A 26,991-nucleotide genomic window follows, 5' to 3' on the forward strand; every position below is an offset into this window, starting at 1 on the left:
CACCACAGCCAAGAGCCTAACAAGCCAGCCAAATGAGATGGCTTCTAAAACGGGCACCAGGGCCAGCCCCTGAGCTCGTGATGACGGGCTGGATCCAGCCGCCTCTGGTCACCACCACCCGGGACTACCGCACCTTCGAACGGGAACGGCACGCCGACCTGGCCAACCCGTGGCTGGTCCGGGCCCGGCGGGCAGCGCGCGCTCTGGGTGAGGCGCGCGGGTGGACCCGCTGGGTCGCCAGCGACGTCGACCGGGCCCTGGTAATCGTGCTGTCCGGCCATGCCGAGGGCGAGTCGATCCGCTACACCGAGATCTTCCCGGCCCTGCGAGGCCGGGGACTCCCGGTCGGTCGGACCGCCGAAGTTCTCGATCAACTGGGCCTGTTCACCGACGACCGCACGCCAGCGATCGACCGATGGTTGGACCGCAAGCTCGACGCCGTCGCCCCGGGCATCCGCGGCGAGGTCGATTCCTGGGCCCGGACCCTACTCGACGGCGGCCCGCGGTCCGAGCCCCGCGCACGGCAGACCGCCTGGACCTACCTCAACGAGATCCAATCGGTTCTGTTGGAGTGGTCCAGCCACTACGACCATCTGCGGGAGGTCACCCGGGAGGACATCGTCGCCGCCCGGGACGCCGCCAGCGGCAAGCAGCGGGAAAGCCGCGTCGTCGCACTGCGGTCGTTGTTCCGTCACGCGAAGAGGAACGGCCAAATCTTCCGCAACCCCACCCAACGGATCCGTGTCCACCGGCAGGCTGGCGGCGTCGCCCAGCCCCTGGGGCAAGCGGACATCGACCAGGCGGTCGCCAGCGCGACCACCCCGGACATCAAGCTGATCACTGCCCTGGCCGCCGTCCACGCGGCACGGCCGAAGATGATCCGAACGATGCAGTTGTACGACGTGGATCTCGGCAACGGGCGAATCACCGTCGCCGGTCACGTCCGCCCGCTCGACGACCTCACCCGCCAGGCCGTCCTGGACTGGCTCGACCACCGCCGAACCCGCTGGCCGAACACCGCCAACCCACACCTGCTGATCACCCAGAAGACGGCCGTCGAACTCGGGCCGGCGGGCAAGCTCTGGACCACCCGGGCCACCCGCAACCTCACCGCGACCCTGGAGCGACTCCGTGTCGACCGCCAGCTCGAAGAAGCCCTGACCCACGGCGCCGACCCCCTTCACCTCGCCCTCGTTTTCGGCATCGACGAGAAGACCGCCATCCGCTACGCGGACTCCGCACGGGCCTTGCTGGATCAGGCCGCTGAACAGCCATTTCGGTGAAGTCTGCTCGACCGGTACACGCCTTTGATGGGGGGAACATGCCGTCAGGGCAGAGTCAGCAACCGGGGCCGATCGGTGGAGACGATGTCAAGGCGAGCGCGGCGATCCGCAGCTCGGCCGCCCACGTCCGCTGGTCAAGCCCCAACGTGTACTCGATGCAGCACCCGCATTGCGGGATCAGCGATACGAATGATCGTTCCTCAACGGTTTCGACCTCCGTCTCCCACCAGTCGTCCGTCGCCAGGTCGGCGGGAGTGATTTCCCCGTTGATCAGCCTCGCCGCCAGCCGACGCAGCGCGTGGCGCCGTGCCAGGCCCGGATCAGGCAACTCGAGTCCGGCCTCGGAGAGTGCTTGCTCAAACGCGTCGCGGATATCGCGGGCATCCGCGTTGCGGGGCAATCCGGCGAGCTCGCGCAACGTCGGGGTGTCCAGCCCGGCCGCGAGCGCCTCGGCAGCAATCATCGGCAGGTCCTCCGGGCGGATCTCATCAGCCTGATATCGGCACGCCACCTCACCCAGAGACGTGAGGCCGCTCCGCGTTGAGGGCTCCGATTCCGGTGTCGTTCCTGCTGTTCTCATGACTCATACGATGCCAGCACCGTCCCAAGGAGGGTTGCCGAAGGGGCGGTCCGCTCGGTACTCACCCCGCGTGTTCGCCTGAACCCGAAGGCCGACGTGCACTTCCGGCTCCGTATCCCGGCGCCGGCCCGGCCTGCGACGCCGACGGAACCCTCCGGATCCGACGCACATACGGAAGCCAACCTGAGCCGGCTACGGAAGGAGAACACCGACCTGCGCCGCACTCTCGCTCTGTACGAGGAGGTCATCCGTCAGCTTGCAACCGAAAACGACGCCCTTCGCAGCGGCGCTACTGTTGTGCCCTTGCCCTTGCCCTCCCGGAGCCGGACCACCCCGCGAACCCCATCCTGATCCGCGGGACTGTAAAACGTTCGGTGTAACTCCCGATCATGGAAGATGCATCGATGACCAGCAACAACGTGACTGAGCCCGAGGCCGTCGAGCCGTCTGAGGCGCCGGCGAAGTCTGTGGACAACCGACTGATTGACGAGCTGGTGGGCCGGGCTCAGGCCGAGGGCCTTCAGCTGACCGGCGAGGGCGGGCTGCTCCAGCAGCTGACCAAGCGGCTCCTGGAGTCCGCTCTCGAGGGTGAGATCACCGACCATCTCGGCTATGACAAACACGATCCGGCCGGGAAGAACGGCGGCAACTCACGGAACGGCACCCGGGCCAAGACCGTGTTGACCGATGTCGGCCCGGTGGAGATAGCCGTGCCCCGCGACCGGGAAGGCAGCTTCGAGCCGAAGATCGTCAAGAAGCGGCAGAAGCGTCTGTCCGGCGTGGACGAGATGGTCATCTCGCTCGCGGCGAAGGGCCTGACGACCGGTGAGGTCCAGGCCCACCTGGCCGAAGTCTATGGGGCCGAGGTGTCCCGGCAGACGATCTCAACGATCACCGACAAGGTTCTCGACGGGATGGCCGAATGGCAGAACCGGCCCCTCGACGCCGTCTATCCCGTGATCTTCATTGACGCCATCCACGTGAAGATCCGTGACGGGGCGGTTGCCAACAGGCCCATTTACGTGGCCCTGGCGGTCACTGTCGAGGGTCGGCGGGACATCCTCGGGCTGTGGGCGGGCGACGGCGGCGAGGGCGCCAAGCACTGGATGCACATCCTCACCGAGATCAAGAATCGCGGTGTGAACGACGTCCTCATGCTGGTCTGCGACGGGCTCAAGGGCCTGCCTGACGCGGTCGAGGCCGTCTGGCCCCGCACCACGGTCCAGACCTGCGTGGTGCACCTGCTGCGGAACTCCTTCCGTTATGCCGCCCGCCAGGACTGGGACAAGATCGCCCGCGTCCTCAAGCCCGTCTACACCGCGGCGACCGAGGAGGCCGCACTCGAGCGGTTCGCCGAGTTCGCCGATGCCTGGGGCCGGAAGTATCCGGCGATCGTGCGGCTCTGGGAGAACGCGTGGGAGGAGTTCACCCCGTTCCTCCGCTTCGACACCGAGATCCGGCGCATCGTCTGCACCACCAACGCGATCGAGTCCGTCAACGCCAGGATCCGGCGGGCGGTCAAAGCCCGCGGACATTTCGCCACCGAGCAGGCCGCATTGAAGTGCGTCTACATGGCCATCATGTCCCTGGACCCCACCGGCAAGGGACAAGCCCGCTGGACCATGCGCTGGAAGACCGCACTCAACGCCTTCGACATCACCTTCGACGGCCGCCTCTCGGCAGCCCGTCAGTAACTCCAACAACCCCAGTTACACCGCTCGTTTGACAGACCCTGATCCGCAGGCCGTTGGCAGGCGCTGATAGATCTGTGGGCGATCGCCGGAGTGGATGACGCTGACCTGGACCTCTGGTGATCGCTTTTTCGTGGACAGGTCTGGGGGAGCTTCAGGGCGTGGGTGGGCGGTTTTCGCCGGTGCCGGATCGGGGTGCGAGCGAGGACGGCGCAGCTTGGCGCGGCTGGTCAGCGGGCTCTGCTGCCTGAGGCCGGGTTGCTGCCAGGCTGGCCAGGAGTTTGAGCCGGTCTTCGGATGTGGTGCCGGGTTCGGCGGTGTAGAGGGTCAGGTCGTGCATGGCCCGGTGGGACACGGGCAAGTCCAGGGAATGGTAGGTCAGCTCCAGCTCGCCGACCTCGGAGTGCCACAGCCGCTTGGCGCCGTCGTGGCGGATGCGGACGTCGTGCGCGGCCCACTGGCCGCGGAACTCGGGACTGATCGTGGACAGCTCGCCGATGAGTTCGCGCAGGGCCCGGTCCTGGGGTTCGCGTCCGGCTTCCGCGCGCAGCAGTGCGGTGGTGGCGACGGCGGCGGCCTCCCAGTCGACGAAGAACTGCCGGAATGCTCAGCACTTGTGGATCGGTTCCGGGAGGGGACGTGAAGGCGTACCTTCCCGAATGATCCTTTGAAGGTCTCCGAGTAGGCCCGCGTTCACAGCGCGGGTCGGGAAGGCACGCCCCCCGTGCTCAGCGTAGTCACCGATGACGGCGCCACCCAGTCCGGCACTTTGATCGCGGCCTGACCGGGCCACCCTGTGATCAGGTCTCGGGCGTGCTGATGATCCCCTTGCAGGCGTTCGTGTTGTCGGCGGTGCCGGGCACGGCGGCGGCCTTCACCGCGTTGAAGTCCGTGACGTAGGCGTCGTGGTCGGCGTCGACGTCGACCTTGAGGAGCGCCTCGTCGTTCTTGGTGAGGGCAGGGCCGGTGTAGTTGTGGCTGCCGGTCCACAGGACCTTCTGCCCCGTCGCGCCGTCGTACTTGCCCTCGATCAGCAGGTACTTGGAGTGGATGATGCGCGAGGCGGTGGCCGGGTCGTTGTCGTCGTCCCAGTTGTAGCAGCGCAGCGTGGGGCCGCCCGAGGCGTGCAGGGTCTCCCAAGTGCCGCTGGAGGAACCGCTGTCGGTCTGTGAATAGACGATGTCGACCGTGCAGCCGGCGGTCTTGAGCGCGACCAGCTTCTGCGCCACCGGGAGCCGGGTGAGCTTGAACATCCCGACCCGCACCTTGGTGTGCTTGGTGGTGCCGTTTTCGGTGTAGGTGCAGGTCACGTTGTCGAGGACGCCGGTGATGGTGTCGCCCGGTGACGGATCGTCCGCCGGACGCGGGAAGAAGTAGGCCTTGTAGGGGCTGCTGGTGGTCGAGCTGTACTGCCAGTTGGCCCAGTCCTGGCCCACGAGTTTGCCGAAGTAGTTGCTGTACGCCGTGTAGATCGTCACGTTGTTCGGCAGGACGTAGGCGTCGTTCCAGAACCGGCTGTAGCTGGACGGCGTCAGGTTCGACGAGGTCTGCACCACGACGTCGTACGCTCCGTCGAGCTGTGAGAACAGCCAGAACTTGTTGTGGTTGATGGAGGCGCCCTGTGAAGGCTCACCCAGACATGACTTGTTGACGGGGCACAGTCCGACGAACGAGCTCTTCGTGAGGTCGGTGCCGAGCGCGGCCGTCAGGATCGGGTACGTCGGGTCGTCGACGTTGTCGCTGACGTCGCTCTCGTCCAGCATCAGCTGGATGTCGACGCCGCGGGCGCGGGCGTCCGCGATGGCCTGGGCCAGCTCCGTGTCCCAGAAGTGGTAGACCGAGGCCTTGATGGACGAGCCCGACGGTGACTGGTTGATGTAGTCGAGCAGTTGTGTACGTATCGCCTGCTGCTCGGCCACGGTGCCGGTCGGCTTGTTGAAGACCGGGCCCGCCGTGACGGCCGCGGACGCGCTGTCCGCCAGGCCGAGTTGCAGGCCCGCGACGAGCGAGACCGAGAAGAGAGCCGCGGCGAGACGGCTTGAACCATGGCGTGATGCTGAGCGCACCAGACCCCCCTGAGGCCGATCGAGCATATATCTGTCGAACGGATGTTGACAGAGAGGCGGGTGTGACTACCAGTTACACCCGCAGAATGCCTGGGAGTTGGGCGTGAGTTGGCCGTGAGATGACCATAAGATGACACTTGTCCCTTTTGATGAACTAGACATGACAGATGAGAAGTTCCTACCCTCGGCGAACATTTATTGATCTTCCTTTCGCGTGGGGGGGGTGGGAGCTTCGTGAGACGTCTGAGTTCTCGAAGCGTGGCTGCCCTGGTCAGCAAGGCATTGCTGGCCGGGCTTTTGTCGGTCGTGGCGTTCGCGCCCACGGCGGCGGTGGCGTTGCCGAGTGGCGACCAGCCGAGCGTGCCGAGCGGAAAAATGGACAGCCCGGTGCCGCAGGTGGCCGAGCCGTCCCAGACGAAACCGGCGAAGGTGACCTGGCCCAAGGCGGGCCGTGGCACCGTGGCGCTGGGATCCGCGCCGGTCAAGGCGGCCAAGGGATCGGTTGTGTCGGTCCGTACGGCCCGGCACTCCGCGAAGGCCAAGGGCGCGGCAGCGCGCCCCGCGCCCTCCAAGGTCGACGTCGAGGTGCTGGGGCGCGCGAAGGCCGAGGCCGCCGGCGGTCTGGGACTCGCGGTGCGGCTCGCGCGCCGGGACGGCGGGCGGGGGGCCGGGGCGGTGGAACTCTCCATCGACTACTCGGGCTTCGCCCACGCCTACGGCGGCGACTTCGCCTCCCGGCTGCGTCTGATCAGGCTGCCGGCCTGCGCGGCAACCAACCCGAAGGCGAAGGCCTGCCGAAGCGGCAGCTACGTACCCGCGAAGAACGACACGGACGGTCAGAAGCTGACGGCGACGGTCGAGGCCACGCCGCAGACCGAGACGTACTCCGGCATGGCGGCCCTCGCGGGGCCCTCCGTCTACGCGCTGACCACGGGTTCATCGTCCGACAAGGGCGACTACCGGGCGAGCACGCTGTCGCCCACGGGCAAGTGGGACGTGTCGATGGGCTCGGGCGCGTTCACCTACCAGGTGCCGATCGAGGTGCCCGAACCCCCGGTGGGTGAGGCCCCGGACCTTGCGCTGACCTACAACTCCCAGTCGGTGGACGGCCGTACGTCGGCCTCCAACAACCAGGCCTCTTGGGTGGGGATGGGCTGGGACCTGAACCTCGGCTACATCGAGCGCCGCTACAAGAACTGCACCCAGGACGGGCACCCGGCCTTCGGCGACCTGTGCTGGGATTCGCCGAACTCGTCGGCGGACCCGAACGGCGCCGTGTACGTCATCAACATCAACGGGATGACGACGCAGCTCATCCAGGACAACACCGGCACCGGCTCCTTCCACATGGAGGACGATCCCGGCTGGAAGGTGCAGAAGCTCAACGGCGGCTACGGCTCGGACAACACCGACGAGTTCTGGGTGATCACCCAGCAGGACGGCACCCGCTACTACTTCGGCTGGGGCCGCTCCGAGCGCTCGCTCGCCAGGACGAGCTCGGTACTGACCGTCCCCGTCGTCGGTGACGACGCGGGCGAGCCCTGCAACAGCTCGTACCCCAACCCCTGCAAGCAGGCCTGGCGTTGGAGCCTGGACCGGGTGGTGACACCGAACGAGGTCGAGAACTCCTACTTCTACGACAAGGAGCAGAACTACTACCGTTCGGTGGCCGCGGCCGACAAGGCCCGCTCCTACGACGCGGGCGCGTACCTGAGCCGGATCGAGTACGGCTGGTCCTCGCAGACCGCGGGCGCCCAGCTTCCTGCCAAGGTGGAGTTCCAGCACGTCAACCGCTGTGTCGAGCGGATGAACGAAAAGGACCCGCTGGACAGCACCCCACCGGACTGCCCGACCATCGACGGGTCCCCCTCGTCGTACCCGGACGTGCCGGTCGACCTCATCTGCGACGGCCCGGAGGACGGCGAGTCCTGCGCGGGAAAGACCTACTACCCCACGTTCTTCCAGCGCGGAATGCTCTGGGACATCAAGACGTACGTCCGCGACAACGACGCGGCGAGCTGGGACCTGGTCATGCAGTACCAGATGAAGTACGCGCTGATGAATCCCGAGGGGGCCATCGACGGCACGCTCTGGCTCGACTACATCCAGCGTCGCGGCTACGCGGGGGACGACGTCACCCTGCCGACCATCAACTTCAACGGTGTGTACCTGGACAACCAGGTCGGCGGCTCGTTGCTGAACTTCCGCCGGGTCAACAAGGTCTTCACCGACCTGGGCTCCAGTGTGGCCGTCACCTACGGGCACGCCTCCGACGGTGACGTCTCCCGGCAGTGCGACGCCGCCGACCTGCCCTCCCAGTCGACCAACGACTCCGAGTGCTTCTGGCAGAAGTGGACGCCGGAGGGCACGACGACCGAGCAGACCGGCTGGTTCAAGAAGTTCGTCGTGACGCAGATCGTGGTGGACCCCGGCGATCTCGGGGACGGCGATCCCGCGATGACCACGACGTACGAGTACGACGGCGCCCCGGGCTGGCGGTTCACGGCCGACCCGATCGCCAAGGACGAGGACGAGTCCTGGTCGGAGTGGCGCGGCTACGGCAAGGTGCTCGTCACCACCGGCGCCAACTCCAACAGGCACTCCACCTACAACTGGCTGTACCGGGGCCTGGACGGCGACCGCACCTCCAAGACGGACCCCTCGCAGACCCGGACGGTGAAGGTCACCGACTCCGAGGGCACCCAGTGGACCGACTCCGCGTGGCTGGCGGGCAAGCCGCTGGAGACCTCCACGCGCGACAGCGCGGACAAGTCGCAGGCGAGGGAGTGGCACGAGTACTGGATGCACAACACCGCCCAGTACACGGGCCTCCCGGACGCCCGCTTGGTGCGGGAGAGCAAGACGCGCACGCTGGAGAAGGTCTACGACTCCACCGACACGGACCTGTCGACCTGGCGCGAGCACATCGTCGAGAACGAGTACGACGACAGTGAGACGGCCTCCACCACCTTCGGCCTGCCGATGCGCGTGGACGACTGGGGCGAGACCGGCGTCTCCGACAACACGTGCACCGAGTTCGGGCGGGCCTACAACACCGACCAGCTCGACGCGACCGGCACCAAGCGGTGGATGGTGTACCAGGACGACGAACGCCACTACTCCGTCTCCTGCACCACCCAGGCCCAGGACCAGGCGGCCGGGCAGGACACCCTGCACCAGGACCAGAGGACCGTCACGCTCCTCGACGGCGCCACGACCCAGTCCGAGAACGACACCAAGCTGACCGACGGCAACGCCACCGAGGTCCGCACCTACACCGACGCCACCACCTACCGCACCACCAAGGGCAACTTCGACGACGCCGGGCGCCGGACCAAGACCTGGGACGGCAAGCAGAACCTGACAACCACCACCTACAACCCGAACACGTCCTGGCCGATCAACGGCATCACCACCACGACCCCGACCCCGAGCGGGGGAACGGCACTCACCTCGACCACGTACATCTCCCGGTTCTTCGGGGAACCGTGGAAGACCGTCGACGCCAACGGCAACATCAGCCGGGTCGTCTACGACGCGCTCGGCCGCACCATCCAGGTCTTCAAGCCGACCGAGTCCGCCAACTACCCCGACGGCACCCCGTCGATGAAGTTCTCCTACGCGGTCCCGGTCGCCACGTCCTCCACGGGTGTGCCCGACGTGGCGACCGGCGCGCCGGCGAAGGTGACCACCGAGATCCTCCAGTCCGGCACCACCTTCCTGAAATCGGTCGGCTACGTCGACGGCCTCGGCCGGGCGCGGGAGACACAGATGCCCGCGCCGTCGGGCACGGGCCGCACGGTCACCGTGACCCGCTACGACTCGTCGGGCAATGTCGCCGGCACGTCGGCGGAGTTCTACAACAGCCAGGCGGCCGGCTCCGGCATGGTCAATCCGGCCGTCTCCGACATCCCGGCCTACAACGACCTGCAGGTGGACTGGGCCGGGCGCACCACGCTGTCGCAGATCCTGGTCGGTAACGTCGCGCAGGCGGCGAACAGGACCGTGACCAGCTACGGCGGCGCGGACCTCACTACCGTCTTCCCGCCGGTGGGGGAGCCCAAGGACACCTATACCGATGTCGACGGCCAGACCGTCAAGGTGGTCGAGCACAACGGCTCGGAGTCCTACACCACGGAGTACGAGTACACGCGCAGCGGTGGTCTGAAGTATGTCCACGACGCGTTGGGCAACACCACCCACTACACCTACAACTGGGCGGGAGATCGTCTCAGGACCGAGGATCTCGACAGTGGCGTCAGCACGAACACGTACGACGCCAACGGCAGCGTCGAGACCGTCACGGACGGCACCACCGTCCTCACGCACACGTATGACCAGTTGAACCGCCAGAAGTCGGTCTCCTCGGGTTCCACGTTGCTGAGCGAGTGGAAGTGGGACACCGCCACCAACGGCAAGGGAATGCTGGCCTCGACCACCTCGTACGCGGGCGGCTACGGCTATGTGTCGACGGTGGGCGCCTATGACGCGCGCGGCCGGGCCACGTCCAAGACGACGGTCGTCCCCAACGACGGCAGCGGTTTCCAGGGCAGCTACACCTTCGGCTACCACTACGACGCCAACGACCAGACGACCTCGGTCGACTACCCGGCGGTCGGCGGACTGCCCGCGGAGTCCGTCACCACCCAGCGCTCGGCCTACGGCGACCCGACCAAGCTGTCCAGCGCACTGGCCACCTATGTGTCCGGGGTCGGGTACGACGACCTCGGCCGTACGATCTCCCGCTCGTACGGCACAGCGGGCACCGGCACCAGTGCGACCCGCACCTTCGCCTACGACGACGCCAACGGCACCGGCTGGCTGAAGAACGTCACCACCAACGCGCTCACCTCGGGCACCACCACCAAGGTTCAGGAGGACACCTACGCCCGCAACAGCGCGGGAACCGTCACCGCGCTGCGCGAGATCGTCGCGAACCAGCAGCAGTGCTACACCTACGACGGCCTCCAGCGGCTGAAGGGGGCCTGGACCACGGCAGCCACGAACTGCGGCACCACACCGCAGTCGGACTTCGCCGGTCCCGACGCCTACCAGCACCAGTACACCTACGACCGGCTCGGCAACATCCAGTCCGTCACCAAGGCCACGGCGACGGAGACGACGGTCAGGGACTACAAGTACCCGGGCTACAGCGCCGACGAGACGACCTACACGGCCGACCAGGCGCACCCGCACGCGGTCACGTCCGTCACCACGCCGTCGGGCACGGACATCTACGGCTACAACGACAAGGGCCAGCTGACCACGCGCACCGTCGGCGGAGTGAGCTCCACCCTGGACTGGGACCCGCAGCAACGGCTGACCAAGGTCACGCAGAAGAAGCAGACCGGCGACGAGGTGTCGACGTACGTCTACGACGTCGAGGGTAACGTCGTCATGCGCACCGCCAAGAACGAGAAGGTGCTGTACCTGGACGGCCAGGAACTGCATTCCACCACCGCCGGAACCAAGGCCAGCCGCTACTACGCGCTGGAGAAGACGGCGGTGGCCGTGCGCGTGGCGGACGGCACCGCCAACGGCACGCTCATCTGGCTGATGTCCGACACACAGAGCTCCACCCAGCTGATGGTGGCGCAGGCGACGGGCGCGGTCACCAGGCGGCGTTACCTGCCGTTCGGCGAACAGCGCGGCGCCACCGCACTGCCCTCGGCCACCGACCGGGGCTTCCTCGGCAAGTCCGAGGACGACTCCACCGGCCTCTCCCTCCTCGGGGCGAGGCTCTACGACCCGGGTCTGGGCCGCTTCCTGTCCCCCGACCCACTGGCGACGCCGTATCTGCCGCAGAGCCTCAACGGCTACAGCTACAGCGTCAACAACCCCATCGCGTACAGCGACCCGTCCGGACTGTTCTTCGACCTCCTGTTCGGCGGCAGCTTCTGGCGCACGCTGTGGAATTCCCGCCACAACGCGGCGGTGATGCTGAGAGCCATGGCGGTTCGCTTCTACGACCTCTCCCACGGCAACGGCCACGGGGCCGTGACCACGAGCCGCAAGGCGAATGCCATCAAGCACGGCTCGTACAACAGCATCAACATCAAGAAAGAATCCCTGAAGAAGACCGGGTACGCGGACCTCATCTACTGGACGGACAAGAAGGTCTACGTCTGGGAGATCAAGCACCAGCAATCGGCCAACTACAAGTCGTCGAGACCGTCGGCGGAATCCACCGGGCCCGCGCAGCTCAAGAACTACATCAAGTATCTGACCAAACAGCTGCGGGCGAAGGGGGACAAGAGGCAGGTCGTCGCCGGTTTCGCATTCCCGCTGGCGCAGTCGGCTCCCAGCATCAAGGGCGATGAACTCATCACCGTCCGCTCGTCGTCGAAAGCCGCGGGAATCGAGGTGTACACGTACACGAAGGTGAAGAAGATCGACAAACCCTCGCCGTCGCCGTTCCCGCAGCCGAATCCGACGACCGTCCCGGAAAGGGTGCCCCAGCCCGCGAATCCGTACCAGCCGGCACCAGGCGCGACGCAGCTCGCCCCGCTGCCGGGAGCGGAGACCAACAACGAGTGGGGCTGGGACTGGGGGACGGTGACGACGCCGGACACCAGCACCAGCGGGGCGCTCGCGACGGTGGCCTTCCTGACCGCGCTGTTCCTGAGCCCGGCTTGACGGCCCCGCACCACGATCGGCTGCTCAGGCCGCCGATCGTGGTGCAGTAGCCTGCGGTTGACGTCAGTGGGGTCCGGTGTGCGTCCGGAGGAGCGAAGGGGCGGGACATGGCGGTGGAGCGCGAGATCGGGCTGAACTCGAGTCTGCGTGCTGAGATCGATCTGCCCTGCCCCGAGGACGGCTCCGCCTATCGCGAGGTGGCCGAGGCATGGTTCACCGCGGCCCTGGCCGAACTCGCCGGGGCGCTGGGCGAGGAGTTCGGGTACGACCTGGACCTCTCCGCCCGCGCCTCGACCATTATCGGGGGAAACAGCACGTACGGACCTCCCGGGAGTTTCTGGGCCTCACTGCTCGTCACCCGGGCCTCCGGGCGTCAGGTCGAGACCTATTGGTCGCCGAAGAATTGGCGGACCTTCCTCCGGGACGTCGAGAAAATGCCGCCCGAGGCCAAGGTGCAGCTGGCCGTGGTGGGACCCGACGGATTTCCGGGTGAACCCTGGCTGGACGTCTCCGTCGTACGGGAGAGGGACGCCCCGGACTGGATCGCGCTCGTCGCGGACCGCACCACCGAGGAGTTCGGCGATCCCGGTACCAGAGCCGAGGCTCAGTCCCGCTGGATCGCGTTCCTCAGGTCACAGGCGCACGCCCACGAGACGGTGCTCTTCGGCGGAGTCGCGGACGACGCGGAACTCACCACCGGCCGCACCGCCCTGGAAGCCACACTCGGTCTCTTCCAGGACGACACCTTCGCGGAACTGGACTCGGTGCTGCGCGGATACGCGTGGATCACGGTCTGCTCCCCGGGCGTCGTGGAGGTGCTGGGCGGCATCGACCGCCTCCGGGACGCCGACGCCTTCTTCGCCGTGGAACCGCTGGCCCGCGGCGGCGCGCTGCTGCGGGCGACGGAGCACATCTGGGAGTACGGGCCCGCCGCGGTCGACGCGGTCTTCCGCGCGCTGGCGCCCGCGCTGCCGCCGGGCGAGGCCTCACCGGCCATCTCCTCCGACACCATTCGACTCGCCTTCGAGGACGCGTCCCGGGTGGGGCGCTCCTGACTGCGAGGCGGCCCGGACTGCAGGGCCGCCGACTGCTGGGGTTGCGCGGCGTCACGGCTCTCCCGAGACCCGGGGATTGCCGACGCCTCAAGACGGCCACACTGGTGGTGACGTGGCTGCTGGGGCGGTTGCCGCCCTGGCGGGTGTTGATCCTCTCGCGATGCCCGAACCGCTTGGCCTGGTTCATCAGCAGCACCCGTGCCAGACCTGCTGGCCGGAACAGCAACCGTGACGTCCTCGCCGGGCAGATGCCCTGTAGGAACAGCGACGCCGCGCCCAGGGCTCCGTCAAGTTCCCCGGATGCACTGATGGTTGACGATCAGGGCCGGTAGAGGCGGGTAGCAGTGCAGGCACGGGGGTTCGTGATCATTGTGGTGACTAAGAGGTCCTAACAGAAGTTGTTGATCATGTGACTTTCGGTCTGGGTGCTCGTTGGTCTGGTCGTGGGGAAACGACAGTCGCGGCCTTGGATCGTGTCGGATGAACTGTGGTCGCTCATCGAGCCGTTACTGCCCGGGCCGGGTCCGAAGCTGGTGGAGGGCCGCCCGCGGGTCCCGGACCGGCAGGCGATGTGCGGGATCCTGTTCGTGCTGCATACCGGCATCCAGTGGGAGTACCTGCCCCAGGAGCTGGGCTTCGGTTCCGGCATGACGTGCTGGCGGCGCCTGGCCGCGTGGAACGAGGCCGGAGTGTGGGACGAACTGCACCTGGTGCTGCTAAAGAAGCTGCGGACCGCGGGGAAGCTGGACTGGTCGCGGGCGGTGATCGACTCCTCCCACGTACGGGCCGCTCGGCGCGGCCCAAAAGCGGGCCCAGCCCGGTCGACCGCGCACGGCCGGGCAGCAAGCACCACGTCCTCACCGACGGCCAGGGCATCCCGCTCGCGGTGTCGCTGACCGGCGGCAACCGCAACGACGTCACCCAACTCCTGCCCCTGCTGGACAAGGTTCCGGCCGTGGCCGGACTCGTCGGCAGGCCCAGACGCCGGCCTGACGCGCTCCTCGCGGACCGCGGCTACGACCACGACAAGTACCGCCGCCTGCTCTGGGCTCGCGGCATCCGCCCGGTCATCGCCGAACGAGGCCAGCCACACGGCTCCGGCCTCGGGGTATTCCGTTACGTGGTCGAGCGCACCATCGCCTGGCTGCACGGCTTCCGCCGCCTGCGCATCCGATGGGAGCGACGCGACGACATCCACGAAGCGTTCCTCGGCCTCGCCACCTGCCTGATCACCCACCGCCACGTCCAACGCCTTTGTTAGGACCTCTAAGCCAGATGATCACGAGGACGCCCCGTGCCTGCCGTTGCATCTTCCCCTGTCCCTGCCGTGCTGGGTCCGCTGGATGCGGACCTGCGCCCCTACCTCGCATCGGTGCCCGATCCGCGTTCACGCCGGGCCGCTGGTACTCACTGGTGTCGGTCCTGCTGGTGTGTGCCTGCGCGGCCGTGTCCGGCGCGAAGAGTCTTGACGAGATCGCCGAGTTCGCCGAGCGGGCCACGAACACCCTGCTGGCAACCCTCGGGATCCGCCGTCACCTGCTCGGCTGGCGGCGCAGCCCGAAGCCGGTCACCATCGGACGCGTCCTCATGGCGCTCGACGGTGACGCCTTGGACTAGGCCGTGGGCGCCTACCTCGCTGACCAGCACCGCAAGTCCGCGTGCGCGGATACGCCGACGGCCCGACGGCGGCGGGTCATCGCCGTGGACGGCAAGGCGCTGAAGGGCTCGGCCCGCCTCGATGCGCCGCGCCGGCACCTGCTCGCGGCGGTCACGCACCACCCCGTCGCCACACTCGCACAGGTCGAGGTCGGCGCGAAGACCAACGAGACGCGGCACTTCAAGCCCCTGCTGGCACCGCTCCACCTCGCTGACGCTGTGGTCACCTTCGATGCCCTGCACTCGGTGAAGGCCAACATCACCTGGCTGGTCGAGACGAAGAAGGCCCACTACATCGCGGTCATCAAGACCAACCAGCCCACCGCGTACGCCCAGCTCGCCGCCCTGCCCTGGACATCGATCACCGTCCAGCACACGGCCTCCCGCACCGCCCACGGACGGCGCGAGTCCCGGTCGATCAAGACCTGTTCCATCGCCGACAGCCTCGGCGGGATCGCTTCCCGCACGTCCGCCTCGCCATTCGCGTCCACCGTCGCCGCAAGCCCACCGGCAAGCCCGAGAGCCGCGAGAGCGTCTACGCCGTCACCAGCCTGGACATCCACCAGACCAGCCCCGCCGACCTCGCCGCCGCCATTCGCGAACACTGGGGAATCGAAAATTCCTCCCACTACATCCGAGATGTCACCTTCGCCGAGGACGCCTCGACCGTCCACGCCGGCAACGCGCCCCGCGCCATGGCTACCTTCCGCAACCTCGCCATCGGCACCCTGAAGCTCCTCGGAGCCGACAACATCGCCAAGACCACCCGCGCCATCCGCCACGAACCCGAACGAGCACTCGCCATCCTGGGCATCACCAACAACCCCGACACTCCCGGAACTTGATCAAGCCCTGCCTGCGTGGCCATGCTCCGCAGGGAAGCCGGACGCAATCCCCAGGACCAGCGCATGGCGCATCTCGTCGGTGAACTGTCCCTGGCGGACGACGACTTCCGCCGCTGGTGGGGCGACCACCACATCGCCAGCCGCACCAGGGGAAGCAAATCGCTGCGCCACCCGATCGCGGGCGACCTCACCCTCGACTGGGATGCCCTGACCTGCGCCGGCGACCCCGAACAGCAACTCGTCGTCTGGACCGCCGAACCCGACACCCTCTCCCACGACGCCCTGCGCCTCCTCGCCTCCTGGACCGCAACCACAACCGACCACTCCGTGGCCGACCGGTAGGACGTGACCGGGGAGCGTGGACAACGGACAACTCCAAACCCTGTCCATAACTTGGGCTCTGCCGCCCAGCCAGGCCGCAGCTCGGGCACGGACACGGGAATGGTCAGCATGGGTTCCGGCGGCGTCCAGGTCACAGCCGATCCTTTCCACCGTGCGCTCCGGTGCTGTCCTTTTGCTGCCGAGTCCCGCTAAGGGGTGAAGGCGGGAGGATCCCGCCGGATGGGAGTACCGCTGTGATCGTCCGACTCGTGGGCGGCCCGCTCGGTGGCCGTGAGTTGTCGACCACCCCGGACCCGTGGGCCGGAGGCTGGCTCACGGCCGGTGACGCGGACTGGGGCTTGTATGTCCCCGTGCACCGCGACCTGGTGACCGGCGTCGTCCTGGCGGAGGTCCGGGTCACCATCCCGCGTCGGCGGTAGTCACCGACCGCTCCACGCGGGGCTGACATAGCCGGGGACGGCAAAAATGCCTGATGAGCGCGCATGGAAGCGTGGGATCATGTAGCCATGGCTGAAAATAAGGAGCCTGACGAGCCCGAGGACATGGATCAGGCGGAGGACCAGGAGCCTGACGAGCCCGAGGACGCGGGCCAGGCGGAGCTGGTTGATCTTTCGCGCTTTTATGCGTCGGCGCTCAAGCCGTTGCACGGCTATTTTCAGAGCCAAAACGCGTGGATCAGCAAGATGATCGCTGATTCCCCTGCGCTGAGGATGCGCCCGGTTCTTCCTCGGATCGTGGTTGATTCTTCGCTGATCCGGATGACCGCCTTCACGGAGAACCTCGGCAGGCAGATGGCGGACCTGACGGGCTTCAACGACATGGTCCGGAAGGCGTTGGAGCCGCTGGCCGCGACCTACCGGCCACCCCAGTGGCACAGTGTCTTCGCCTCCCTCGGTGACGTCATCGACAGGCTCTACCCGGAGAACTTGCGCGAGGTCAGGCCCGATCTGGATGACCTGGAAGAGCTCCTGGTTGAAGAGGGCATCCCCCTTATGTGGGTGCCCAGGCCTCAGACGGTGCGTGCCCTGCTGGATGCGCCGGATGCGGCCGCCCGGCGCCGAATCATCGGCCGACGCTGGACGGGCATCGTCAACGACTGCGAGGCGGTGCTCGAAGAGGTCACGCACCCGGACGTGCAGGATGCCCGCGACTTCGCCCTCGATGTCGTCCATGCCCTACGAGCCGGCCACACCAGCGCGGCTCAGGCATTGGCCGCCAACCTGCTCGACTCCCTTCTCCAGCGCCATTTCGACAAAGACTTCCGCATCGAGCTCACGAAGAACGACTTCAAGACCACGGGCGTCAAGTTCAAGTTTGAGGACCACAAGTTCAAGGTCGCCTGTACCTTCGCCCCGGTCTGGTACGCGCACGCCAAGTACCACGCCAAGAACGGCGACCCCATCCCGCGTACCTTCGGTCGCCATCCCAGCGCACACGGCGTCTCTCGGACCCAGTACTCGCGTATCAACACGGTGTACGCCCTCATGCTGGTCACCTCAGTGATCAAGTTCTTCGACACGGAACTGCCGTGACAGCACGAAGCCCCGGGCGATAACGCCCGGGGCCACTCAGTGCACTTCGCTTGACCGCCCGGTTCAACGACCAACCGCGGCCGGTGTCACGCCCACTCCATGCCCAGTTCCCGCAGTGCGTCGAGCTGCTCCTGGGTGAGCCTGTCCCGCCTAGAACGGACATTCGATGTCCATACGCCTAGCTTGATCACTATCGGCTCTGTCTCGCCGTCGACGGCTGTGAATGGGTGCGGTGATGGCATTGAATGGGTGTCAGCAAGGATGGGACGACTGTCCCTGCTCACGTTGCGCAGCGGTAATGATCATGGCTGTCACCGGGTGACCAAGCTGCTGCCGTCGGGTGCCGATCGCGAGGATGGCGACTCGCCGCCGGTAGCGTGACCGTCGTGACGGTGGGCACCGAAGAAACCCGGTTGGTCGTGCTGCGCGGCAACAGCGCGTCGGGGAAGTCGTCCGTCGCAGCCGGCATCCGCGACCGCTTCGGCCGCGGCCTGGCTGTTGTCGGCCAGGACAACCTGCGCCGGATCGTCCTGCGTGAGCGGGATCGGCCGGGCGCCGCGAACATCGGCCTGATCGGCCTGATCGCCCGCTACGCCTTGGACGCCGGATACCACGTAGTGGTCGAAGGGATTCTGTACGCCGACCACTATGGCGACATGCTCGCCCGACTGTTCGCTGATCACCGTGGCCCAACCCACCTCTACTACCTGCACGTACCGTTCGAGCAGACCCTCGCCCGCCACGCCGCCAAACCGATCGCGAACGAGGTCAGCGAGCCGCAGCTGCGGGACTGGTACCGGGAGCTCGATCTCCTGTCCGGAGGCACCGAGACCGTCATCGGCGACGACAGCACCCTGAAGGAGACCATCGACCGCATCATGCTCGACACCGGCCTGGCCGACCTTCCCGCACTCGATCGTTGAGCGTCCCTGTCCTAGTAGGACTCCGTTAGGTCTGTCTCGCGGTCCTGTTTGGGGGCATGTTGGCAGTGTGGACGCACATGAAGTGAACCGTGCTCGGGCGACGTTGGCGTTATTCGTGGCTGACGTGTTCTCGTCGGTGCCGCGCAAGGATCAGCGGGCGAAGGGCGACTGCTATCTGCGGGGACTGATGCTGGACGGACGGCGGAAGTCGATCCAGCCGATGGCCCAGCGGCTGCCGGACGGCAACGAGCAGAACCTGCAGCAGTTCGTGAACCAGTCGACCTGGGATCCGGTGCCGGTTAGGCGGCGGATTGCGGAGCGGATGGTGCCGAGAATTGGCCCGGATGCCTGGGCGGTCGATGACGTGTCGTTCCCCAAGGACGGGAAGATGTCGGTGGCGGTCGCGCACCAGTTGCGGGGCGCTGGGCAAACAGGCCAACTGCCAGGTCGCGGTAAGCGTGCACGCGGTCTCCGACACCGCTTCCTGTCCGCTGCAGTGGCGGTTGTTCGTGCCGCAGGAGTGGGCGGACGATGCCGTGCGGCGGCAGAAGACCGGGATACCGCAGGAGGCCGGGCACCGGGAGAAATGGCGCCTGGCCCTGGACATCCTCGACGAGCTGGCCGGGTGGGGGCTGGTGCCGCCGGTGGTGGTGGCCGACGCCGGCTACGGGCAGAACGCCGACTTCCGCGACGGCCTGAACGGCAGGGGCATCGGCTATGTCGTGGCGGTCCGTTCGGACGTGACGGTCCACCCGCACGACGTGCGGCCCACCGCCCCGGCCTGGTCCGGGAACGGCCGCAGGCCCGCTACCGCGACAAGCCGTCCTCGGTGGCCGCGCTGGCGGCCTGCCATGGGCGGCAGGCGTTCACCGAGGTGACCTGGCGTGAAGGCTCACGCGGGCCGATGCGCTCGCGCTTTCTGGCACTGCGGGTGCGGCCGGCAGGGGTCCGGGCCCGCCGTCTGGCCCAGGCCGCCGCCACTGCAGAGCACAGCCGCTGGGACGGCGTCCTGCCCGAGGTGACGCTGCTGGTCGAATGGCCCGAGGACGCCGAAGCACCCACCGGCTACTGGCTGTCCAACCTGCCCGCCACCACCGCGCCGGCCGAACTGGTCCGCCTGGCCAAGATCCGCTGGCGCATCGAGCATGACTACCGGGAGCTCAAGCACGGCCTCGGCCTGGACCACTTCGAGGGACGTTCCTGGACCGGCTGGCATCACCACGTCACCCTGGTCACCGCCGCACACGCGTTCCTCACCGAACAGCACCTGGCCCCAAAAGCCGATACAGCGGACTCACCCTCTACCAGACCCTCGACGCCATCCAGGACCTGCTGAACTGCTGGACCGGCACCTGCACCACCTGCCACCGCCCCCTGCCCAGAACATCCACCACCAGCCCAAACCCAAGAGCCAGAGCAACCTAACGGAGTCCTACTAGGTTGTCCCTCTTTTTGTGTGCCGTGAACGCTTGGCGTTGTCCATCTGCAGGTCTGCAGCGTGCAGCGTCTCCTCTGCTGTTCTGCCGCATTGGGCCCAGCTGATGGAGATATTGACTCCAACTCGCATGGCGCGGCCGTCGATCCGGATCGGTTGAATGATGTCGTTCCGCAGCCGCTGGGTGAGGCCGTCAGCCTCAGCCTTGCTGCGCTGATCGGCGAGGATAACGAACTGGTCGCCGCGGAGCCGGGCTACGGTATCGCCGTCCCATACTCCCTGGCTGAGCCGGCGGGCGACTTCAACCAACACGGTGTCACCCGCGTTGTGCCCGAAGCGGTCGTTGATCGACTTGAAGCCGTCGAGGTCGCAGAAGAGGACCGCGAGCCCCTTAGCGCTGTCGCTCTCGGGGGCGATGACGTGCACGTGGTGTCGGGAGGCGTCGAACATGTTGGCGCTGTCCGAAGGGGAATTCCAGGTGTGGTCGTTGTAAGGGGGGCCAGCGAGGTTCGGGGAGTCAGGGATTCTCGGCTGCGAGGGCTGACAGAGACGGGAGGAGAGGCGGGAGCGCAGCTCGACGGAGTTCGCCAGATCAGTGAGGGAGTCGTGGGAGGCGCGGTGGGCGAGTTGGAGTTCGCGGCGCTTGCGCTCCTCGATGTCCTCGACGTGGGTGAGAAGGAAGCGCGGGCCGTCGGCGGCGTCGGCAATGACGGAGTTGCGAAGGGAAACCCATATATAGGTGCCGTCGCGGCGTCCGAGGCGCAGCTCAGCGCGGCCGCCCTCGGCGGAGGTGCGCAGCATGGTGCCTATGTCCTCAGGATGGACGAGGTCGGAGAAGGAGTAGCGGCGCATCGCGGAGGCGGGGCGGCCCAGCAGCCGGCACAAGGCGTCGTTCGTCCGGAGAATATGACCGTGCTGGTCGCCGCCCATCTCGGCGATGGCCATGCCTGAGGGGGCATACTCGAAAGCCTGCCGGAATGATTCCTCGCTGGCACGGATTGCCTGTTGCTCGCGTTCCAGCCGGATAAGGGCGCGTTGCATGTTAGCCCTGAGTCGACTGCTGTGGATGGCGATGGCGGCTTGGAAGGCGTACGACTGCAGGGTCTTGCGCTGCTCGAGACCCGGCAAGCGGTTGTTGCGCGGTCGGTCCACGCAGATCACACCGAGCAATTCAGCGGACGAGCCACCCTTGACGCTGGGTACGTACATAGGAGCGAAGAGCCGGTCGGCAGGGTGCCACTCTCCTTCGTAGCGAGGCAAGGGGCCCTCGATCGACCAGTGAGGGATGGCGCAAAGGGCCTCGATTTCGGCGTGGGATACGAAACGTAGATCCCCCCACGCTTCTCCGGCGGCGAGTAGATTTTCCCAGATGTCGCGTGAGCCGACACGGCCGTTGATGTCAGCCTCGACAGCGGTGTTTCCTGCATACGCTGCGACGACGAGGTCGCCGTCCGGGCGGACAAGGTTGACGGACGCCCGCTCGTACCCCAGGCCGGTGACTATGCCGTCAGGGACAGCTTGCAGAGTATCGGCCAGAGAGTTCGCCTGGTGGAGAGCCTGGATGGCGTCTTGGAGTGAATTTGTGTCATCTAATGTGTAAGCGGCATTTCGAGCGAAGGCGGTCCGCCCAACCTGGTTCCGGCTCAGCGACTGTGGTTCAGGATGTCCCTGACGTCGGAGAATTGACTGCATGCCCCGGAAAACAGTATCCACGTCGAGCAGTTCGGGTGCATCAGCGATGCCGTCCGTCAACACACGCACCAAAGCACTAGTGAAAGCCGTATACGCCTCACCTGGAGGAGCCAGAGCGAACGCATTTTCAGCTGCGGCCGCAAGCACGTAGGTTCCCTCGGCCTCGGCTAGTTGCACCATGCTCGCAGAGCCGGCGGACTGCACTCCCATGGCTCGCGCACTGAAGCAGCAGTCAAGAACAACGATGCAGCGCTGGGCGGGACTAGCCGCCAGTCCCATGCGTACCCAGTCGTACGGAAAGGCTGTGGAATGAACAGCCCGCGGATCACTGTCAGACATCGCCAGGTGCAGACGACCCTTTAGATCGAGCAAGCCATGCCCTGCGTAGTACAGCAGAAAGGTGTCCGAGGCTAACCGTGCTGAACGAAAGATTGCTTCATCTACCTCCCTCATCGAGGACGGATTGAGTAACTGCTCACAACGAGGAGATCCCAAGCCCCATACGTCGTCGGCGAATAGATCCACCAACGTGGACAGGTTTCGCTTCACAGCTGGCAGGATCTCGAGCGATGTGAACTCATCTACACCGATGAACAGTGCACTGGACTGCTGAGGAACAGGAAGCGCGCCCATGCTTCAGTTTCAGTCCTCGCTGAGCAGTTGTTCCACCATGCGCTGCGTCTCGCTCGCTGACGCACCGCTGATCGTTACCGTGCGGCCGTCCGGACGCTCTAGCGTCACGGTTGGCCGCTGCGGTCGGGTAGAGCGCCACGAGGCGACCGATATTCCAAGCGAAGCCGCACTAAAGCCGCTACCGAGCACGAGCGAAACCAGATCGAGGACCGTTCCCTGCGCGCCAGCGACAGGATTCTCGGACGAGAGCATCTCAATCTGTGAGCTACGGCGGAGAGCACGGTCCGCCTCAAACCAGTCGTGCAGCGAGCGGGTTTCCTCCTCAACGCTGTCGTCATGGATCCGTAGTGTCACTCGCACGACTGTCCCCCCAGTTCTCGGCGTCCGGAGCAGTCAGCATAGAGCCGAAAGACAGAGGTCCCAGCTGATCTATGACGGTCTGGCCCTATGCCCACTCCATGCCCAGTTCCCGCAGTGCGTCGAGCTGCTCCTGGGTGAGCCTGTCCCGCCTAGAACGGACATTCGATGTCCATACACCTAGCTTGATCACTATCGGCTCTGTCTCGCCGTCGACGGCGATCTCTTCAGCGTGGCCGCGGGGTACAGGCCGGTGGGCGCCTTCCCTCTCGACCCACTGCGCGAGGGCTGCCAGGCCGCACTGGAACGCCTGCTGCGCCTTGCCCGGACCCTTCGTCGCCCGCGTAGCCGCAGGGACCGGAGACGGCGCCTGGACGGGCTGTACGCCCAGCTTGGTCAGCCGCTTCTGCTGCTCGGTCGACAGCTGCGCCCAAGTACCCGGCTGGGACTGCCGCTGGAGCCACCGACCGATGTCATCGCCGTCCATCAGCACGCCGGGCTGGATTTCGGGCAGGGCGCCGTCGGCGTCGACCAGGTCGGAGAGGACGCGGTAGTGGCGTTGCCAGTCGAGCGGCCACGGGCAGTCCCAGTCGGGGTCGATCGCCGTCAGCTGCTGTGCGCGTTCTGCCGCCCGCTCCGGGTCCTTCCCGAGGCCGCCCTTGCGCCGGAGGTTGGCGGCATGCTGCCCGATGGGCACCATCGCGTCGCCCTCGTCCCACACCTGGTCCTGACGCGGAGCAAGGTGCCCGGTGGCCCGCCGGTAGGACCGCAGCGCGGAGATTTTGAACTCCCACGCTTCCTCGCCCGGCTCCCACACCATCCCGGCCTCCGGGGCGTCCAGGAGCTCCTTGCGCCGCGGCTCCAGCTCCCCGGCCCTCAGGGATTTCCGCTGTTGATGGACCCATCGCCCAAGCGGAAATGCCTTCGTGACCCCGACTTCGACCTCTACGTCGTAGGGAACGGCGTAGAGCCCGGTGATCTCGTTCTCTGCCCGCCAGCGGATGAGGGCCTGGTATCCCTCCAACCAGACGAGGCTGTCCGGCCGGTAGACGCGGGTGCGCAGGAACGCGGCGATGGTCGCCGCGTCCCGGGGAGCGCTGAAGTGGAGCAGGGCCGATTCGGCGGCGGCCTGGGTGTCGTGGTGCGCCTGGTCCTCGCCGTCACCCTCCCCGCCGGCGCCGACGATCCGGCCTTCCTCATCCCGCTGCACGTGGGCCTTGTGCTGCTCCCTGACCCGGCTGAGGGCGCGGGAGGCGAGCTGCTCAACGAGTCGGTCATCATGACTGCGGAGCCCTTGGAGGATCGCGACAAGGGGGCGGAAACTGGCGCTGGCGACCATGTCGGTGGGGTCCTCGTTCGGCTCCAGGAAGATCGGCACGATGATCCTGGCCACCTTGGTGGAGCCATCGCGGTTCAAGCGGAGCGCGCGGCCGATGTTCTGGACGATCTCGACTTGGGAGCCGCGGGTGTCGGCGAAGCAGATGGCCTCGACTCCGCGTTCGCCGGTGATGTCGACGCCTTCTCCGAGGACCCGCACGGAGGCGAGGAACGCGCGGTGTACGCGCCGGTTGTTGGCGTCGATGCCGTTGGCGAACTGCCGCAGCGCCTCCCGCCGTTCGGCCACCGTGTGGTCGCCGCACAGCCACGCCGACCACACCCGGTCCGGCGGGACGTGGCGGCCGGCCTCCAGGCCGTAGAACTCCGCGTCGATCGACGACGCGGGCAGTTCCCTCTCCGCCTTCACCATGGTCTCGTCATCGGCGTCCGTGACGTACAACTCTGCGACCGTCTCCGGCAGCTTCTCCGCGAACGCCGCCGCCTCCTCCACTTTCTGATGGAAGGTCATGACGGTGCGCAGGTTCCACCTTGCGGCGTGCTCCAGGAGGGCGGTCTGCAGTAGTGCCAGGCGCCGGCCTCGCTGTGCCTCCTCTGATTCCCCGAGGGCGGGGGAGGGGTCGCGGATCTCCAGGACGTCGATCTCGAACCCGGCGAGGATTTCGCGTTCGATTGCTTCCGAGAGCCCGAGCTCGGCGAGCCAAGACCCGTACGTGCCGTCCGGGTCGTCGGTCATGCTCGCGATCTCCAGCTCCTGGCCGTCCGCGCCTTTCTGTGGTCGGGGTGAGGCGAGGATGCGTGGGGTGGCGGTGAGGTAGAGCCGGAAGTCGGCGGGGATGCGGGTGTTGTCGTGGATCGCGGCCCATGGCCTGCCAAGATCGCCAGCGGTTGAGTGGGCTTCGTCCACGATGGCGAGCCAAAAACCGTCCATTTGCTGTCCGTACAGGCGCTCTCCGCCCGCCAGGGCGGCCTCCAGCGGCCCGCGTACCTTGGCCCGGCCCGTCACATCCTCGGGATCCTCGCGGTCCACGAGAGAGGCGTACGTGGCGAACACGACCACGGGCCCCGTCCCTGCCCACAGGGCGAGTTGGATCGGGTTGGTGGTGGTGCGCACCCCCAGCTCGTTCAGCACCGGGTCGTTCTCGAGCGAGCACACCGCGACCATGGGGGAGCGGTGGCCCACCAGGCGCCACGCCTGGGCGGTCTGCACGAGCAGGTCCAGAGTCGGCACGGTCACGAGGATGCGCCCGCAGGGAAAGCACTCCAGCGCGCACGAGGCGGCGGTGATCGTCTTGCCCGATCCGGTCGCGGACACGATCGTGCCCCGTGCTCCCTGAGGGGGCACAGACGATCTTGCAGGAAATCCTACCCACTTACGGAATTTCGACTTCTGGTCGACCTGGTGTTCCCTGAGCGTAATCGCCCTCATGCCGAGTCCCGTCACCCGTCGATGCTGTTCACGTCGAAATTCTCTGCACGGAGGTCCGCCGGTAGGTGAGCGCGGTACCTCTCTTGGAAGCAGATGAGCCTTTCCCTCTCTTCCGGGAAGCCCGTGAGAAGCTCGAAGGCGTACGCGGCCGCGTCTAGTGCACGCCCCGAGCCGATCTCCTCGTACAACACCCACACGCGCCCGCGGACGGCCCTCCGGCAGGCCTCCGCGATGTCGTCCTGCTCGCCGTAACACAGCGCGCACAAGACCTGGATGAGGCTGCGCCTCCAGACGAGCGGCACCAGCGGGTCAGCCAGAGCGGCAGACACCATGGAGGCGGTGGCCACGGCCGGTGCCATCAGGTTGGACTGGATGTACACGTGATTGTCCGCCCACCTTTCCCCTACTCGCTCAGGTGGCGCCCCGCTCAACGAGGCAAGGAAATCTCGGGGGACGTGACCGGCGGCCCGCATGCAGCCACACTCCATTCCGTCCCAGTTGTGACGTGAGATCTCCGCCGATACAACCTGCCCGACCAAGGTGCCCCGCCAATCAACAAGAACCTAGGAGAAGGTGTGCCATAATTTTTCCAATCCTACATGCTGCATCAATTCAAGAGGCAGCAGTCGGTCAACATCCGCACTACATCGCGAAGGGCAGCTGCTCCACACCACGCAGTGCCTGAGAACGTCACGGGGTGGCTGCCGTTGTCGTGAGTTCGCATACTCATGCACGAAGGCCCGCCCCCGTATCAGAATGACCATGTCATGACAGGCAATCAGGAGAGGCAGGCGTAATGAGCGCGAGGAAGACCGCCACTGCGGCGATGCTGGCGGCCTTAGCCATGGTGGGCGTAGTGGCTACGCCCACCATGGCGGCCGATGGTCTTCTCCCTCACCCGGGACCGGAAGGGCTGGTGTGGGTTGAAGAGATGACCGGTGATGGGGGAGTCGCATCCGGCGGGGCATGGGAGGGACTGCCGACCGTGCTCACCGTGGCATGCGAAGGCGGGGGCAGTGTGGGGGTGACGATGGAGTCACAGCAGAGACGAGTGGCCGAGTTCACGGTGGACTGCCCCGCCGGCACTGCGGGGAGGGGTTCGGTGACCATGAATGCAGGCGTCGTACAGGCAGGATCCTTCACCATAGGAGTCGACGCTTCAGACGAGAACATCCGCTGGGCCCTGGCAGTCACTCAGCCCGAGTAAGAGGCAACCCACCCCTCCTTGCCGCCCGGGCCGTAGGCCCATTGGCCGATCCCGCACAGCGGGGCTGGCCGTGTTGGCGCGCAGCGCCACAGGGTGGCTGAAGCGCAGCGGAGGCCACCAAGCGGGGACGTACCCCCGCAGCTCCGGGAGCACAGCGGACGGAGCGTCACCCGCCTTGCGCAGCAAGGCGGGTGAGCGGGACGCGCAGCGTCCCGCCAACGCTCCCGCGGAGCGGGAGCGCAACACCCCCGCGCAGCGGGGGTGTTCGCTTGCACATCGCGCAGCGATGTGGTA

The 26,991-nt window shown here is 66.8% G+C and carries 19 protein-coding genes and 4 pseudogenes; 15 read left to right on the forward strand and 8 right to left on the reverse strand.

Annotated features, from left to right (window positions below):
* Positions 1-80 precede the first annotated feature (80 nt).
* Positions 81-1,283, forward strand: a complete 1,203-nt coding sequence (locus OG734_RS47375) for a hypothetical protein (RefSeq protein WP_330285396.1) — start codon at positions 81-83, stop codon at positions 1,281-1,283.
* Between the two features lie 55 nt (positions 1,284-1,338).
* Here OG734_RS47375 and OG734_RS47380 read toward each other — a convergent pair whose 3' ends face one another.
* Entirely contained in the window at positions 1,339-1,746 is a 408-nt protein-coding gene (locus tag OG734_RS47380; protein ID WP_330285395.1) for a hypothetical protein, read from the reverse strand.
* A gap of 521 nt (positions 1,747-2,267) precedes the next feature.
* On the opposite strand from OG734_RS47380, the gene OG734_RS47385 reads away from it, so the two are divergent.
* Positions 2,268-3,557, forward strand: a complete 1,290-nt coding sequence (locus OG734_RS47385) for an IS256 family transposase (RefSeq protein ID WP_330285394.1) — start codon at positions 2,268-2,270, stop codon at positions 3,555-3,557.
* 151 nt (positions 3,558-3,708) lie between these two features.
* On the opposite strand, the gene OG734_RS47390 is transcribed toward OG734_RS47385, so the two are convergent.
* Together OG734_RS47390 and OG734_RS47395 are read right to left on the reverse strand one after the other, a co-directional pair.
* Positions 3,709-4,107 (reverse strand): MmyB family transcriptional regulator, encoded by a 399-nt coding sequence (locus OG734_RS47390; protein WP_330294031.1) that lies wholly within the window; start codon positions 4,105-4,107, stop codon positions 3,709-3,711.
* Positions 4,108-4,354: 247 nt separating this feature from the next.
* Complete coding sequence (locus OG734_RS47395; protein ID WP_330285393.1) at positions 4,355-5,620, reverse strand: phospholipase D-like domain-containing protein; 1,266 nt, start codon at positions 5,618-5,620, stop codon at positions 4,355-4,357.
* Between the two features lie 258 nt (positions 5,621-5,878).
* Between OG734_RS47395 and OG734_RS47400 the strand changes: the two genes are divergently transcribed.
* From OG734_RS47400 to OG734_RS47455, 12 genes and pseudogenes are all read left to right on the forward strand, one after another.
* Complete coding sequence (locus OG734_RS47400) at positions 5,879-12,256, forward strand: RHS repeat-associated core domain-containing protein (RefSeq protein WP_330285392.1); 6,378 nt, start codon at positions 5,879-5,881, stop codon at positions 12,254-12,256.
* 107 nt (positions 12,257-12,363) lie between these two features.
* Positions 12,364-13,311 (forward strand): hypothetical protein, encoded by a 948-nt coding sequence (locus OG734_RS47405; protein WP_330285391.1) that lies wholly within the window; start codon positions 12,364-12,366, stop codon positions 13,309-13,311.
* Between the two features lie 443 nt (positions 13,312-13,754).
* Positions 13,755-14,572, forward strand: a protein-coding gene (locus OG734_RS47410) for an IS5 family transposase (protein WP_443065050.1) whose coding sequence is annotated in 2 segments (ribosomal slippage) — positions 13,755-14,112 and positions 14,112-14,572 — 819 coding nt in all. Because the reading frame shifts where the segments join, the coding sequence is not laid out codon by codon here.
* A gap of 152 nt (positions 14,573-14,724) precedes the next feature.
* Positions 14,725-14,928 carry a transposase family protein gene (locus tag OG734_RS47415; protein WP_330285390.1) on the forward strand — a complete coding sequence of 68 codons (204 nt, stop codon included), beginning with the start codon at positions 14,725-14,727 and terminating at the stop codon, positions 14,926-14,928.
* Between the two features lie 84 nt (positions 14,929-15,012).
* Positions 15,013-15,348: pseudogene (locus OG734_RS47420) on the forward strand (ISAs1 family transposase); the annotation flags it as partial.
* Between the two features lie 98 nt (positions 15,349-15,446).
* A pseudogene (locus OG734_RS47425) lies at positions 15,447-15,632 on the forward strand (ISAs1 family transposase); the annotation flags it as partial.
* 30 nt (positions 15,633-15,662) lie between these two features.
* Positions 15,663-15,812, forward strand: coding sequence for a hypothetical protein (locus OG734_RS47430; RefSeq protein ID WP_330285389.1), 150 nt, complete (start codon positions 15,663-15,665; stop codon positions 15,810-15,812).
* A 21-nt stretch (positions 15,813-15,833) separates the two neighbouring features.
* Positions 15,834-16,154 carry an MmyB family transcriptional regulator gene (locus tag OG734_RS47435; protein WP_330285388.1) on the forward strand — a complete coding sequence of 107 codons (321 nt, stop codon included), beginning with the start codon at positions 15,834-15,836 and terminating at the stop codon, positions 16,152-16,154.
* A 233-nt stretch (positions 16,155-16,387) separates the two neighbouring features.
* Positions 16,388-16,573, forward strand: a complete 186-nt coding sequence (locus OG734_RS47440) for a hypothetical protein (RefSeq protein WP_330285387.1) — start codon at positions 16,388-16,390, stop codon at positions 16,571-16,573.
* Positions 16,574-16,660: 87 nt separating this feature from the next.
* The gene (locus tag OG734_RS47445; protein ID WP_330285386.1) at positions 16,661-17,686 is read left to right on the forward strand and encodes a hypothetical protein; all 1,026 of its coding nucleotides are present in this window, start codon (positions 16,661-16,663) and stop codon (positions 17,684-17,686) included.
* 377 nt (positions 17,687-18,063) lie between these two features.
* On the forward strand, positions 18,064-18,609 hold the full coding sequence (locus OG734_RS47450; protein WP_330285385.1) for an AAA family ATPase: 546 nt from the start codon (positions 18,064-18,066) through the stop codon (positions 18,607-18,609).
* A gap of 67 nt (positions 18,610-18,676) precedes the next feature.
* A pseudogene (locus OG734_RS47455) lies at positions 18,677-19,945 on the forward strand (IS701 family transposase).
* Positions 19,946-20,044: 99 nt separating this feature from the next.
* Here OG734_RS47455 and cdgB read toward each other — a convergent pair.
* The 5 genes and pseudogenes from cdgB to OG734_RS47480 form a co-directional block, all read right to left on the reverse strand.
* Complete coding sequence (gene cdgB / locus OG734_RS47460) at positions 20,045-21,607, reverse strand: diguanylate cyclase CdgB (RefSeq protein ID WP_443065051.1); 1,563 nt, start codon at positions 21,605-21,607, stop codon at positions 20,045-20,047.
* A 102-nt stretch (positions 21,608-21,709) separates the two neighbouring features.
* Positions 21,710-22,369: pseudogene (locus OG734_RS47465) on the reverse strand (caspase family protein); the annotation flags it as partial.
* 9 nt (positions 22,370-22,378) lie between these two features.
* Positions 22,379-22,723 carry an effector-associated constant component EACC1 gene (locus OG734_RS47470; RefSeq protein WP_330285384.1) on the reverse strand — a complete coding sequence of 115 codons (345 nt, stop codon included), beginning with the start codon at positions 22,721-22,723 and terminating at the stop codon, positions 22,379-22,381.
* A gap of 91 nt (positions 22,724-22,814) precedes the next feature.
* Positions 22,815-25,490, reverse strand: coding sequence for a DEAD/DEAH box helicase (locus OG734_RS47475; RefSeq protein WP_330285383.1), 2,676 nt, complete (start codon positions 25,488-25,490; stop codon positions 22,815-22,817).
* Positions 25,491-25,501: 11 nt separating this feature from the next.
* Positions 25,502-25,870: a hypothetical protein gene (locus OG734_RS47480; RefSeq protein ID WP_330285382.1), complete on the reverse strand. Its 369-nt coding sequence runs from the start codon at positions 25,868-25,870 to the stop codon at positions 25,502-25,504.
* 416 nt (positions 25,871-26,286) lie between these two features.
* On the opposite strand from OG734_RS47480, the gene OG734_RS47485 reads away from it, so the two are divergent.
* On the forward strand, positions 26,287-26,697 hold the full coding sequence (locus OG734_RS47485; protein WP_330285381.1) for a hypothetical protein: 411 nt from the start codon (positions 26,287-26,289) through the stop codon (positions 26,695-26,697).
* Positions 26,698-26,991 lie beyond the last annotated feature (294 nt).

The sequence above is a fragment of the Streptomyces sp. NBC_00576 genome (genome assembly GCF_036345175.1).
Lineage (GTDB): Bacteria > Actinomycetota > Actinomycetes > Streptomycetales > Streptomycetaceae > Streptomyces.